This is a genomic window from Kolteria novifilia (assembly GCA_007748055.1).
GTDB lineage: Bacteria > Planctomycetota > Planctomycetia > Kolteriales > Kolteriaceae > Kolteria > Kolteria novifilia.
In genome coordinates, this window is the sequence record CP036279.1 from 5400355 (window position 1) to 5414340 (window position 13986).

At 59.1% G+C, this 13986-nt stretch carries 8 protein-coding genes and 1 pseudogene; 5 read left to right on the top strand and 4 right to left on the bottom strand.

The window, feature by feature from the left end:
* Positions 1 to 105: 105 nt before the first annotated feature.
* From Pan216_RS19800 to Pan216_RS19815, 4 genes are all read right to left on the bottom strand, one after another.
* Positions 106 to 402 carry a GYD domain-containing protein gene (locus Pan216_RS19800; RefSeq protein WP_145260651.1) on the bottom strand — a complete coding sequence of 99 codons (297 nt, stop codon included), beginning with the start codon at positions 400 to 402 and terminating at the stop codon, positions 106 to 108.
* A gap of 266 nt (positions 403 to 668) precedes the next feature.
* Positions 669 to 2492 carry a polyprenyl synthetase family protein gene (locus Pan216_RS19805; RefSeq protein WP_145260654.1) on the bottom strand — a complete coding sequence of 608 codons (1824 nt, stop codon included), beginning with the start codon at positions 2490 to 2492 and terminating at the stop codon, positions 669 to 671.
* A 10-nt stretch (positions 2493 to 2502) separates the two neighbouring features.
* A complete protein-coding gene (locus Pan216_RS19810) occupies positions 2503 to 4335 on the bottom strand; it encodes a prenyltransferase/squalene oxidase repeat-containing protein (RefSeq protein WP_145260656.1) in 1833 nt (610 codons plus the stop codon).
* A 15-nt stretch (positions 4336 to 4350) separates the two neighbouring features.
* Entirely contained in the window at positions 4351 to 5259 is a 909-nt protein-coding gene (locus Pan216_RS19815; RefSeq protein ID WP_419192763.1) for an ATP-binding protein, read from the bottom strand.
* A gap of 1017 nt (positions 5260 to 6276) precedes the next feature.
* Here Pan216_RS19815 and wbaP point away from each other — a divergent pair.
* The 5 genes and pseudogenes from wbaP to Pan216_RS19840 all read left to right on the top strand — a co-directional run bounded on the left by wbaP (position 6277) and on the right by Pan216_RS19840 (position 13947).
* A complete protein-coding gene (gene wbaP / locus Pan216_RS19820) occupies positions 6277 to 7860 on the top strand; it encodes an undecaprenyl-phosphate galactose phosphotransferase WbaP (RefSeq protein WP_145260660.1) in 1584 nt (527 codons plus the stop codon).
* A gap of 117 nt (positions 7861 to 7977) precedes the next feature.
* A pseudogene (locus Pan216_RS19825) lies at positions 7978 to 9060 on the top strand (glycosyltransferase family 4 protein); the annotation flags it as partial.
* A 95-nt stretch (positions 9061 to 9155) separates the two neighbouring features.
* Positions 9156 to 10529, top strand: a complete 1374-nt coding sequence (locus Pan216_RS19830) for a lipopolysaccharide biosynthesis protein (protein WP_145260664.1) — start codon at positions 9156 to 9158, stop codon at positions 10527 to 10529.
* The gene (locus tag Pan216_RS19835) at positions 10522 to 11520 is read left to right on the top strand and encodes a sulfotransferase family protein (RefSeq protein ID WP_145260666.1); all 999 of its coding nucleotides are present in this window, start codon (positions 10522 to 10524) and stop codon (positions 11518 to 11520) included. Before Pan216_RS19830 ends, Pan216_RS19835 begins: the two co-directional genes overlap by 8 nt.
* Positions 11521 to 13143: 1623 nt before the next feature.
* Positions 13144 to 13947 (top strand): glycosyltransferase family 4 protein, encoded by an 804-nt coding sequence (locus tag Pan216_RS19840; protein WP_419193691.1) that lies wholly within the window; start codon positions 13144 to 13146, stop codon positions 13945 to 13947.
* Positions 13948 to 13986: the final 39 nt, after the last annotated feature.

Sequence of the window (13986 nt, forward strand, 5' to 3'; positions counted from 1 at the left end):
TTGACGCATGCCCACGCGAGCGTGATTAGACGCATGCCCACGCGAGCGTGGGCGCGGCCCCCAAGAGCATCTTGGCAGCGAGCTACCACGCTGGGCCACCGACCACTAGCGGAAGGCCATGTCGACGATCTTGACCATTTCGTCGGTATCAAAAGCCCGTAGGGTTTCGCCACGAACGTTGCCGATGGCATCGAGTCGCAAGATCAAGGCCGAGGCGGTCGCGTCATTGGCCGCCTCGAAGAGGATCACGCCGTCGTAGGCACCCATGCACCAGTAGATCTGGTCGACTTTCGCTCCCAAATCGGACGCGATGTTGCACAGGTCCTCGACTCGTCCAGGCGTGTTCTTGAGCTCCTCCTCTCCTTGCTCCGCGAAGGTCAGTAGACAAACATACTTGGGCATTTTCCCACGCTCCGTTCTGTATCGTTCCCACCGGTTGCAGCCGCGCCTCGCCCTCGAGTCTCGACGAAGCTACCCGCGGACGCTTCCGCGCGAAGCCCCGAGTCCCGAGTCGGCGTCCCCGGAACCGATTTCCCACTCGTCAGCAAGCATACGGGAATGGATCGGAGGTGGCCGCGATTGCTTCCGGCCCCGGGGCAAGCGGTCCCAGGGCCGCTCGCCGAGGAAAGTCGTCTCACGCAGTGACGGGAACAATGAGTGACGATTCGTCACACCGAAACGATTGGCAGCGAGAGGGTGCCGGCACTGGCGTTCATCAATTCGAGAGGAGTCGGTCCAGTCTCTTCCGCGAGAACCGTGTCGACCAGGTAGTAGAGAAGTTGGCGCAGTTCGAGCGGCTCGACGTCGTCCGCGTAGGCCTCACAGCGAGAGCGTGCCTTGTCGACCAGTTTTCCCGCCCGCCCGAAGACGTTGGTCCGCGAGTAGATGCTTCGGATCAGTTGCGCGTCCTCGGGCGTCCGCTCCGTTTTGTTCAAGAGTGACTGGAGTTGGTCTCGATCCTCATCGCTCCCGGCCTCGAGGGCCAGAGCAAGCAAGAGCGTTGGCCGCATCGCCATCGCGTCTTGACCGACGAGCAACTTGTTGTCGCCGTCCCCTTTCCAGTCCTTGAGGTCGTTGAGGATCTGGAATCCGACGCCCATCTGCCGCGAGAAACCGGTGACGACCTCCTCGAGTTCGCCCACGTCTCCCGCAAGCCGAAGGCCGCCATAGAGCGCCGCCTCGAACGCGGGGGCGGTCTTGAGCGCGTAGATCTTGAGGGCATCCATCGGCGCCAGCGTCTTGTCGGAGGCTGTACGCCAGGCCAACTCCGCTCCCTGCCCCTCGCTGAGCTTGACGTGGGCGTCGGCGAAGCGGTCGAGGATATCGGAGACTTTGACCGGATCGAGCGACTTGGCTTGCTGACTGACCAAGCGATAGCCGAGTCCGAGCAAGTAGTCGCCCACGTTGATCGCGGTGGACGTGTCGAATCGTCGATGGAGCGTCGGCTCCCCGTAGCGGTAGAGGTCGTCGTCCTCGATGTCGTCGTGGATCAGCGAGGCCTTGTGGAACGCCTCGATCGCCATCGCGGTCTGCTTCACCGCCGTCGGCAGTTCCACCGTTTGATCGGCGGGCGTCTCATCCTCCTCTCGTGAGCGCATCATCGCGTCGTAGGCGGCTAGGGTGACGAAGGGGCGAAAGCGTTTTCCCCCTTTGGAGAGGTACTCGCGCCCGATGCGTTCGGTCTCCGCGAGCGGCGCAAAGCCCTTCTTCGCGGCCGCGGTTCGCGTCGCGGGCACGAGGTCATCGAAGTCGCGCTCAAAAAGGTTGCTTGAGGCGCGCAGGAGCGGGACGTAACCCAGCGTCGTGATGGTCGGCTCCGGCTCGTACTGGTCGATGATCTCCATCAACCACTCGAGATCGAACGACGTGTTCTTGCAATCACCAGAGTGCAGCGGCACCGCGTAGGAGGGAACCCCGGCGATCAGGACCTTGTCAATCGCCTTCTCGAGCACGTTGAGGCACGCGACGCCGAGAATCCCGTCGATATACCCCGAGACGATCAGCTTGAGGATGATCGGCGTCCCTTCGGCGACGAGCACCTTGTAGCCAAGCTTCTCGGCCTTGCCTTTGAAGTCCGCGATGCTGCACGCACCACATGTTTCGCACTGAAGGCCGAACTCGTCGTAGTCGGCGGGACAGCCGTCGACGTGCTTGAGACAGTGCGGCAGCAAGAGCATCCGTTTCTCGAACGGTACCGCGAGAAACTGCTCCTTCCAAAATTCGTTGCCGATGAGCACCATCGCGAACCCGAGGTACTTCTCCTCGAGATCGTGCTGCTCGAGCAAGGTCCGCCCAAAGCGCTCGAGCTCATCCTTGGTGAAGGCGCGGCGGCGGTCGACGGTCTTGACGAAGTCTTTCGACGCCTGCTTGAGCGTTTCGCGCACGCTCCGCTCGGGAGGGACGTCCTTGAGATGACTCGTGCTTTGTCGGCGCGGCTTGCGGGGTGCGACTTCGTCCTCGAACTGGTCCACATTCGCGACGGTTGACGACACAGGCACTCTCCTAGGACACGTTCATCGTTTCGGGCAGGCAACGGGAATGGGAAGATGGGCGATCGTCACTCCCGCGACTTTCTCGGCAGGCACGTTCCAGCAGACCAACGCAGAAGATTATGGAATAGAGTTTCTCGAAATACCACAGCTTCGCAAAGTAAAATCCGATCGGAGACGGCTCGTCGAACGAATCCTCCTCGACGCGCCGACACACCCATTCCAATCCACGGCTGATCGCCTGCCCCTTCCTCGATTCCTCAACCACGTTATCGGGAACATCGAGCAGGACCTCAAGCGCCAAGGTGGTCTCTTCCACACTCGGCGGCCCTTCGCCACCTCCCCAACCACCCGACTCGTGCTGATTTCGAATCAGCCAGTCGAACCCGAGGCGAGCCTCTTCCCGATCGAGCAGGTCTAGATCTCGGTACGCAGCGAGGACCCGGCTGGTTCCGTAAGTTGGGTTTTCGTCATCGGGACAGTGCTGGTTGCCGAACCACAGGGGCAGCCAAGAGCCATCCTTCCGCTGCTTGCGGGCGAGATACGTAAGCCCCTTCTCCATCGAACGCTCGATCCGGCGTGTCGTCCGAGCGGGCAAAAACTCGACGCCTCGCCAGACCTGCATCGCTCGAAGCGCGTGGGCGGTCAAATCGGGGGCGCTGCGGTCGAAAGGGAGATATCCCCAACCGCGACAGAACGTCGGCCAACCACCGTCGCGATTCTGCAGATCGAGCAACCACCCGAGTCCGAGGGATACCGCCTGGCCGGTACGTTCGCACCAGGGCAGCTTTCGAAGGGCCAACAGAGCGCCCGGCGTGTCGTCCGCATCCGGCACACCGCCGGGTAGATCCGTCCACGCCCATCCCCCCGGATCGGCGTTCGTGTAGGGATGCACCGTTCGATACTGCTGATCGAGCAACCAATCGCGAACCGCTTCCGCACGCTCGGCCGGGAATTGATCCCCCAGTGAATTAACCGCAAGTGTCGTCACCCACGTGGCGAGGTTCGTGTCAATCGCCCAGCTTCCATCCTCGCGAGCAGACTCGACGAGGAATTCCACTCCTCGACGTACCACCGGGTGATCGACGAGTCCAACGCTGACCAAACTCATCGTCACAAAGCTCGTCAATGGCGTCGCTTCCAGGAAACCGCCATTCGGCGGCTGAATCGACTCCAGGACTCGGAGGGAAGGCTCGATGCTCCGTTGGCGAATCCAACGAAGCGGCCCGCGCGGCGGCGCGTGGTGAAAGCGAGCCTGTCCGACCGCGATCAAGGCGGGAAGAGCGTAGCTGACGACGGGAAGCTTCACCGTCTTGTACAACTGGGCCGGCAATACCGCCAACTCGAAGGGCAGCGCCGCCACCTCGTTCCAGTCGACGAGCCCCGCGAGCGCCGCCTGGGTTAGGATCGGAACGGAGAAGGTGCGATCCTTGCCGTACCGTTTTCGGACCCCTTCCACTTCCCCCATCCGGTCGACATAGTCGCTCCCGGCCTCGACGACGCTGGAGAAACGGTCTACCGCGTCCGCGACATGAAAGGCCGCAACGGCGAGAAATGAGGTCGAAATGTTCGAAAAGCTTCGATTTGTGTCACCCCACCCACCATTTTGGTTCTGATTGGTGGCAAGATACGCCAATCCCGCATCGACCAAAGGAACCAGGCGGGACGCCTCCTCGGGCTGGTTCTGGATGACAAGGTGCAGAGCGGTGACGGCCGTCGCCGTGGAAAGGGAGGAGCTGGCGAGTTCCCCACTGAACGAGCCATTGGGGTGCTGCTCGCTCAAGAGCGACGTACGCGCCCTGTTAGCGCATTGCCGCAGCCGCGAGATGATCTGTGAATCGTACATGTCGCCGGCCAGAGCCTAAAGATCCAGGTTGTCGAGGTCGTCCATCAGGTCGTCTAACTCGTCCCTAGGCCGATCGGCGACCACTGCTTGACGTTTCGGAATCCCGACCGCCATGCCGACGGCGTCGCGCCCATCGGCGACCAATTCGCGATCGCGCTCCTCCACCGCCAACTCGAGCGAGTCGCCCCCTCCAAAGAGCTTCGAGAGGTCAATCTTGACACTACCGACCTCTCCAGCGGCACCGGCGATCGCCGCGGTCTTGTGCTGCGGGAAAATGATCGCATTCTCCGGGCAGACGCGACTGCACGCCGGACAGCCCTTCTTGCAGTTGTCCTGTTGCTCAACTGAAATTCGCTCGATGTCATCCACGCCGTAAACGCCAAAGAGGCAGAAGTCGAGGCACTCCATACAGTTAGTGCAACGGCTGTAGTCAATCACCGGATACCATCGGCGTTTGACCGCCATGGCGTCGTCACCCGGCCGCGCGAAACCCTCCTCGGGGCTCTGAAGGTAACGCGAAAGCGCCTCGGCCTTGGGCTTCCCTTGGATCCAGCTCATCAAATCGACGGTCTGGACCTCGTGCTCCGCGGCGATACGTTTGATCTCTTCGATGTAGGCTTGAGGATCGGACTTGAGTCGCAAGTCGAGGCAATAGATCTTTCGATCGGGGATTTCCCCGGCGCCGATGCCCTGAGGGGCCTCGTGCTCGTCGGCCGCGTCTTCCTCCTCGTCCGGTTTCAGGAGGGTCAGCCCTTCGTGCCCCTTGATTCCCTGGCGATCCAACGTCCAGTGCGCCGCTCGCGGGTAAAGCCAGGACAGGACCACGAGGCTTCCAGGGATCGACCGCAGGAGCATCGTCCCCGAGTGCTTCCCGTCGAGATCGTACAGATGGGGCACAATGGAGAAGTCGACCTGGGGATCCATGATCAACTCGGTTGCGATCGCCTCCTCGAGATGTCGGTGGTGAGGGTTCTTGCTCTGAGATTGAGCGAGAACTACCGTGATCCTTTTTCCCGGCATGCGCAGATTCCAGCAGAAGTCGTTGGCCCGTCGTGGCTACCGGCAACATGGGGGAGCGACCCTGCCGCTAACGCCTGTCAAGCATAGGCTTGTTGTTGACGCCAATCAACCATCCTCCGCCCAAAGGCCCGGTCGTTCCAGGGTCTCCTGACCGTCGCTCTGTCGGTGAGACGCCTCATCCCGGCCCACCGGGTTCGCGCCCCGAGCGAGCCCCCCTCAATGACCCGACGAGGCGTCTTGCCACCCGTCCCTTCATTCAATCTTCAACAGTTGACCGAGGCCATCTTCACCACACCCAAACATCACCCACCAACCATGCACACCACATGTTGGAACGAGAACAACAACCCGACACTTCATTCAAACAAGAACAAACCCGACAACCTACCCAACCGTGACCTACACTCTTTCTAGCCGGAGGAAGCAATCACCCGAGAGTGCCGTCTTTGATGGTTCCAACAGTATTGAAGTCCCCGAGTAGGACGCGTCCCTGAATTTCTGGACGAGCCGAGCCCGTTCCGCTCAAGTAATCAGGGAAACTTGAGTGACTGGGAGGGTTAACCAAATCTTCGCGTTGTTTTGGGGATAATCGATTACCTGACGGAACCATCACCGATTAGAACGACGAGCGGGAAGGGAAAAGTGCTTCCGTTCCCGAAAGCCGACTCATTCTGGGGCTATGCTCTGATGGCTTGTGCGATCCAACCCTAAGTCGTGATCGCCAGGGCATATTCCAGTGAGTCTTCACATGGGAGAACCACGATGTCGCACCAACCGACCGTCAGTTTCCGCATGCGCTTTGAGTGAGAAACGGCAGCGATGTCACGTCGGCCGACGCCGTCCGACGCGCCATCGAACGTGATCGTTTGTGTTTGACTCGCGGTACGCCGCGCCATCCCTCTCTACTCAGGTGCTTGTCTCATGATCGGAAAGACTCCTTTGGCAGCGGAGCTCAACCTCGATCCCGCCGGCATCGAGCAACGCCCCCCCGTCGCCCTACGGCAACCAGTCGACAACGATGCGGGACACGTCGAGTACGCCCCTACCATCGACGCCTGGCGCCCACTCGCCACCAAATCACACCGCCTGCGCGACCAACTTTGGCAAGACGTGCGCACCGTCGCGCCACTCCTCCTGGCCGACGTCTGCTTCGGTGTCACCGCCCTGCTCGCTTCCGCCTGCATCGTCGGTACCGTCTTCCCATTGATGAGCGAGACGCACCTCGTTCGCCAGTTCCTCGCTCTCGCGGTGACGATCGTCCTCGTCTTCCCCTGCATGGGCCTCTATTCCGCCTGCGGCATCAACCCGATCCAGGAACTCCGCCAATGGGTCATCGCCTCGACCGTGGCCTTCGCCTGGCTCCTGTTCGCCAACTCGCTCTTCGGAACCCAAGTCAATCCGAGTGAACTCTGGATGCTTGCCGGCGGCTGGATCATCGCCGTGGCAGGCGCCTTGCCTCTGCGAAGTGTCGTTCGCTCGCAACTCGGCCGACTCTCGTGGTGGGGACGACCCGCCCTGGTCGTCGGAACCGGAGCTCACGCTCGCTCGGTCCTTCACTCCCTGCGCGAGCGGCCCTCCTCCGGACTTCGCCCCCTCGGCATCCTCGACATTGACGGGTCGATGCCCGAACCGCTACGAAACACCGCCGATTACATCGGCTCGCTCACCCAACACGGTCCCGCGGTTGTCGCCGGCCGCAAGACCTCCTGGGCCATCATCGCCATGGCAGGCAGCCCGCAAGCCGAAATCCAACGTTCCATCAACATGTGCTCGAAGCTCCTGCCCAACGTCGTCGTCATCTCCGACTTCGCCGGACCGACCCTCTGGGCGCGTCTGCACGACATGGGCGATGGGCTCGGCCTTCACATTCAGGAACGCCTCCTGCTCCCGTTGCCGCAGTTCTCCAAGCGGATCGCCGACATCCTCTGCGCCTCGCTGATCGGAATCTTCATCCTGCCGCTGTTGGCGGTGATCAGCGTCGCGATCCTGATCGTCTCGCCGGGCCCGATCTTCTATTCGCAGGAACGCATCGGACGCCACGGCAAGCGGTTCCGCATGTGGAAATTCCGCACCATGGTGCCAAACGCCGCCGACCTTTTAAAGGGCTACCTCGATCGCCACCCCGAGCTACGCGACGAGTGGCAGCGCGACCACAAGCTCCGCCGTGACCCCCGCATTCTTCCGGTCATCGGCCATTTGCTCCGCAAGCTCAGTCTCGACGAACTCCCCCAGCTCTGGAACGTCCTCATCGGCGACATGAGTCTCGTCGGCCCCCGACCGATCGTCAGCGCCGAGATCCCCAAATACGGCAGCACCTACTATCTCTACCAAGCCGTCCGTCCCGGCATCACCGGCCTCTGGCAGATCTCCGGCCGCAACAACACGACCTACTCGCGTCGTCTGAACCTCGACACCTTCTACATTCGTAACTGGTCGCCCTGGTTCGACTTCTACATCCTCGTCTGCACCTTTAAAACCGTCCTCCTCCGCGAAGGTGCCTTCTGAACTCTTGATGCGGACCCTCAATTCGAGGGATAATCGCAAGCTCATCGCAGCTCTTGCCGAAACCATGCACTAGAGCTGACCGCCTGGAAGAGGCAACGAACGATCATGAACTCCAACATCGCGTTGGTCCACGAGTGGCTGACGACTTATGCCGGCTCCGAACGAGTCGTCGAACAGATGCTCGCGGTCACCCCGGCGAAACTGCACGTCCTTGTCGATTTCCTCAAGGACGATCGCCCCGAGTTCCTCCGCGATGTCGAGGTGACCACCTCGTTCCTCCAGCGCGTTCCCTTCGCCAGCCGCTTCTACCGGAACCTGCTCCCGCTCATGCCGCTGGCCGTCGAGCAACTCGACTTGCGAGGTTACGACCTCGTCATCTCCTCGCAACACTGCGTCGCGCACGGCGTCTTGACCTCGCCCGACCAGCTCCACCTGTCGTATGTTCACTCCCCGGTTCGCTACGCCTGGGATCTCCAGCACGAATACCTCGCGCAAGCCAACCTGCGTCGCGGCGTCAAGAGCCTCTACGCCCGGGCCCTGCTCCACTACATTCGCCAGTGGGACCGCCTCGCCGCCGATCGCGTCGACTACTTCGCCGCCAACTCAGCCTTCATCGCCCAACGGATCCGGCGCTGTTACCGCCGCAAGGCCCGCGTCATCCACCCGCCGGTCGACGTCGAACGCTTCCTCCCTGGGGAACGGCGCGAGGACTACTACCTCGCCGCGTCGCGAATGGTCCCTTACAAGCGACTCCCGCTGGTGGTCGAGGCCTTCAACACGATGCCCGAGCGGAAGCTCGTCGTCATCGGTGACGGCCCGCAACAGCATCAAGTCGCCGAACTCGCCGGCCCGAATGTCGAGGTCCTCGGGCACCAGCCCCCCGAAGAGCTCTCGCGCTACCTCCGCGAGGCCCGGGCCCTGGTCTTCCCCGCGTGCGAGGACTTCGGCATCCTCCCGGTCGAGGCCCAAGCCTGCGGCACCCCGGTCATCGCCTACGGCGCCGGCGGCTCCCTCGAGACCGTCGTCGACGGCCGCACCGGCATCCACTTCGAGCGGCAGGACGTTTCCTCGATCACCTCGGCGATCGAGCGTTTCGAGTCTCTCGAAGCCCACTTCGAGCCCGACCTGATCCGCAAGCACGCCGAGCGATTCTCGATCGAGCGTTTCCGCCGGGCCTTCTTGCGATTCATCGACCAAGCGACCGAGCGTTTTCATCAGCGCCACTCATCCCAGCGCCGCCGCTCCTCCCAGCGTTCTCGTCTCAAGCCCACCCCGCTCGCCGCGGAGTCGCTGGGATGATTGCAGACGCCTTGCTCAAGGCGCGGGTTCGCCTTGGGGCGCTCGCCGGCGACGAGTTGGTCCAAAAACTCTTTCGCGGCGGCCTCACCGCCCTGATCATCAAGATCGCCTCCGCCGGCCTCTCCTTCCTGATGTTCGTCCTCCTCGCGCGTGCGATGAGCATCGAGGAGTACGGAAAGTTCGCCTTCGGCTTCTCGCTGGCAACGTTTCTCAGCATCGTCGCAAGCTGCGGAATGCAAACCGGCATTCTCCGCTGGTGGCCCGAGCATGAGAGCAAAGGCGAATTAGATGAAGCGAACGCCATTCTCTGTTGGGGCATCAAAATAACAGCGGCGGCAAGCATCGGGGTGGCACTGATACTTCTCCTTACCTCACTTCTCTCTACAACCGTACATGCTTTTCCATGGTACTGCTCGTCAGCTGCCCTACTAATTCCACCGCTTGCCGTGGCAGAATACGTCGCCTGCGCCTTTCGCGCACAAGGTCGTGTATTCTTCGCTCTCGCCCCCCGTGATTTGTTCTGGCGTCTCGGAATATCCGTAGCAGCCGGATTCACCCTCATCAATGGAACAACCCTTGACGCGCCATCCACTCTCAGTATATTAGCGATCCTACTTGTGCTCCTCTTGTCCCTGCAGCTATCTCCTTTGCTACGTCCATATATACACTTTCTCTATTCCACCAGCACCTCATCCCTCCGCTACAAACACCACTGGACCAATGCCTTACCAATGTGGGGCGCAGGCGTAATTGCCGCCGCAACCCAGTATCTAGACGTAGTCCTATTAGGCCTCTTTCTATCTCCCTCTGACACTGGCCCCTATTTCGCCGCGGCGCGGCTCGCAACGCTCCTGAACCTCGTCCTGATGGCGTCAAACATGATTAGCGCACCAACGATCTCGCGTTACTTCCATTCGGGCGATCACGTGTCACTACGACGTTCCCTCCGCTATATTGTCGCCGCAATTGCTATACCAACCACGTCACTCTTCTTCGCATTCGTCGCTTTTGGCGATCAGCTTCTCGAACTCTTCGGATCGGGGTACGCTCACGCTTACATACCATTACTCCTCTTGTCCGCTGGATTCACGGTGAACGCTCTATGCGGCCCCACAGGATATCTACTTCAAATGGCTGGACAAGAATGGACATACTTGCGAATCATGGCCAGTACATATCTTGGCACAATCGCGTTCCAACTTGTTGCAATTCCGTTGTTCGGTATGATCGGCGCTTCTCTTGGAACACTCTTAGGATTCTCCGTCTGGAATCTCTGGTCTCGACACGTTAGCGTTGAACTACTTCGACTTGACCCAACTGTCTACACATTCTTTACCCAGCCCTGCACGCCAAGGAGGAGCCATGCATGACTCCACGCACACGCGCAGTGATTCGAATGTATCCACATATCCGCGTGCCGACGCAACGCTGCCCAACACTTTCCTAATCGGAGCACCGAAGTCAGGCACCACATCACTCTACGAGTATCTTCGGACTCATCCGAACGTGTTTTTCTCGACACCCAAGGAGCCCCAGTTCTGGGCCGCAGACTTCCCACGTGCTATCGAATCAAGCTACTATAGAATCGATTCGATAAGCGACTATTTGGCTCTCTTCAATTCTGCCACCGATGCACACACAGTCAGAGCAGAAGCCACTGTAACATACCTTTACTCAAATGTGGCGGTTGCACGAATCCTTGAATTCAATCCCAACGCCAAATTCATCGTGATGCTACGACACCCCATCGACCTAGTCCATGCTTGGCACAGCGAACTCCTCTACAACGGATACGAGGACCGTCAAAGCCTAGAGGAAGCCTGGCATCTACAAGAACAGAGAGCACAAGGGGCTTGCGTCCCTGCCGCGTGCCCAGTTCCTGCGTTCCTACAGTATGCCCGTATGGGATGCATCGGCGAACAACTGGAGCGCCTTTATGCGACAGTCTCGCAAGATCGCGTTCATGTCATTTGGTTCGACGATTTCGCCAATGACACACGAGCCGAGTATATCAAGACGCTCGCCTTCTTGAACATTCCAGATGATGGCCGGACAAATTTCCAACCATGCAACGCCTCTCGAGAAATGCGATTCTCATTCGTATCCCGACTACTCTTCTCCCCCCCAAAGACACTCCTTCCGGCAACACGCGCCGCACGCCGCGCTTTTCAACATCTCCCGCCATTCACTAGGCGCTTAATTGACGGAGCCCTACGCCCTCAGCGCCAGCGGGAGAAGCTCTCGTCGGCGTTCATCAACACTCTCGAAAACGCGTTTGCTCAAGACACCAAAATACTCTCGGCTGTAACGGGACGACAGTTCCGGGGCCCATCAATCACCCACGTGGGTCGCAACAAATGAACGGCCCTCCCAGCAACGACATACCGTCAATGGCCTCCCTTCGCATTCTCTTCCGGCCAAGCACGGCGTTTGTAGCACCCCTCTTTCTAGGGATCGCCTTCTGGCTGCTTCCCTTACATTCTGGGACGGCGGGCTACATCGAGCGAGCTCCGCTAACAGTTCCAGGGCTTTTGGTCCTCTGTTCTTTCTACTTGGCAATCTATTCTGGTTCCCGGATCGCAAGGCGTCTATTTCGCCTCCCTGAGGAGTATCGCTTTACACCAAGGCCCCGCCTTGAACTCGCGTTCTATTTCACGGTGTCAGCGGCGTCAACGATCGGCGCCCTCGCCAGTTGGGACTCGATCCTATCAAGCGGACTCTCTCTGAAGGCCGTATTCGCGGCACGCGAGGGCAACGAGTTCAAATCGGCGCTCTACAGCCAGTATTCATATCTATTCTCATTGAGATACATGGCACCTGTCTCTGGTGCAATGGCCTTCCTCTTCCTTCTTGGAGGGCGGTTCCGAAGATGGACACCTCTTCACTACCTCAATGCATTCGTACTATTGTCAACGGCATTTATCTCTTCCAGAATGGCGCTCGTTCAAGCCATTTACTACTTTGCCGGCGCATCTATTGTTGGATCTCACCCCCCGCAACTCAAGTCGAAGCATATTATCGTCGCACTCTTGGTGATGGCAATTCTGCTTACAGCCATGACGTACGTACGAAATGCCAATTCATACGAGCGTGAGTTTGGCATTACCTCCCCCATCGAAATGCTCTTTCTCCAAATTCGGCGTTACCTATCGACACCCGTACAGGTATCTCTTGGAGTGTCGAGTTACGCAACGAAAGACCGAGCCGCCTTTAGTTTGCCGGGATGGAAGTACCCCCTCTTGCCAACCTTTCTCCACGACTCTTCACGGAAGACTGACAATTCGGGCGGGGTTTGGGCTCAATGGTATCTCGGCCTAGTCGATTTTGATCCCAGACTCACCACCAACTCAAGCTTTGTGGAACTCTACGGAGACATCCGGTACTGGACTATTCCTTTTATCTTCGCAGTGTCATTTGTCTGGACCGGGATTGCCGGAGTAGTCGCAAGGGACGACTCACGAATAGTTGTCCACTTTGTCATCGTGTACCATTTCGCCGAGCTCTGGCGAAACTTTCATTTTAACAACGGTAACTTTATACTTCAGTTCACTGGATGCGCGTTCGCTCTCTTAGTGAGTTCCTGGGTAGTCAACAGCGTCTTGAGGCTTCGGACAACACACCCAACCTAGTACCCTATCCGCAAAGGTCACCGATATGCCGGAAACGACATCAGTTCCTGACCACTCTTTGCGTGACAACACAGATGCGGTATCACCCAGCAGTCAGGTCGCCAGGACAGAGGCACAACTACAAGACTCTAAGAGACCCCCACAAGATATAGGGAACACTCCACGCGTCCTCTTCGACACGACTTGGGTTCGATGCGGTGGAGGAATCTCTCGTGTTTCCGAAGAGTTGCGCAGTCGGTGGCCACATGTTCAAGACATTGACTCCGGGCCAACAGGTCCGAGCCCATTGAGACCATTCTGGCTTGCGGCCTCACTCTTCCCATACCGTTCTGGAGTTTTTTTCTCACCCGGCTTCATGCCTCCGGCATTCTGCCAGATCCCTTTCGTGTTCATGCTTCACGATCTGCACCATGTAAGCATGATTGACGAGAGTAGCCGAGGGAGACGAGCGTTCTACGAACTGCTTATCAAGCCAAGGGCTCGTTCCGCGGCATCCATCGTCACAGTATCCAACCACAGCAAGTCCGAGATCCTGGCGTGGACTGGTATTGACGAGGAACGAGTAGTGGTTGCCTACAATGGAGTGTCTTCGGAGTTCACTCCTGAGGGCGAGAGGGCTTCAGGTGAGGGTGACTACATACTCTATGTCGGCAATCAGAAGCCACATAAGAACGTGCCAGCACTGATTGACGCTTACTGTCATCTTCCTTCGGACGGGCGCCCAAAGTTGCTGCTCACGGGGAAGCCAACACGTCCAATCCGATGCCAGATCGACAGGCTAAGGTTGACGAACAGCGTCGGGTTTCTTGGGCACGTGTCCGACGAGGGTCTTGCGGCACTGTACCGAGGTGCGCTTCTTCTCGCCATACCATCGCTGAATGAAGGATTTGGATTACCCGCCGTCGAAGCAATGGCTTCTGGTTGCCCTACTGTCTGCTCCAATACCGGGGCGCTACCGGAGATCGTTGGGGATGCAGGGTGCTTCTGCGATCCCTTCAGCAGCGAGAGCATCTCGTCGGCGATGCTTCGCGTTCTGTCCGACAGCAAATTGCGCGAACAGTTGCGTCAGAACGGAATTGAACGGTCGCGGATGTTTAGATGGGATCGTTTTGCCTCTGAGGTATACGAGTCAGTAGTGCGTGCGTTCGAGATAGATTGAATAGATCGAACTTCACTTATCCAAAAGCGCTAAAGTCTA

Coding starts and splice junctions, on each gene's coding strand:
- Pan216_RS19800 (WP_145260651.1), bottom strand. CDS start 402: ATGCCCAAGTATGTTTGTCTACTGACCTTCGCGGAGCAAGGAGAGGAG.
- Pan216_RS19810 (WP_145260656.1), bottom strand. CDS start 4,335: ATGTACGATTCACAGATCATCTCGCGGCTGCGGCAATGCGCTAACAGG.
- Pan216_RS19815 (WP_419192763.1), bottom strand. CDS start 5,259: ATGGATCCCCAGGTCGACTTCTCCATTGTGCCCCATCTGTACGATCTC.
- wbaP (WP_145260660.1), top strand. CDS start 6,277: ATGATCGGAAAGACTCCTTTGGCAGCGGAGCTCAACCTCGATCCCGCC.
- Pan216_RS19830 (WP_145260664.1), top strand. CDS start 9,156: ATGATTGCAGACGCCTTGCTCAAGGCGCGGGTTCGCCTTGGGGCGCTC.
- Pan216_RS19835 (WP_145260666.1), top strand. CDS start 10,522: ATGCATGACTCCACGCACACGCGCAGTGATTCGAATGTATCCACATAT.
- Pan216_RS19840 (WP_419193691.1), top strand. CDS start 13,144: ATGCCTCCGGCATTCTGCCAGATCCCTTTCGTGTTCATGCTTCACGAT.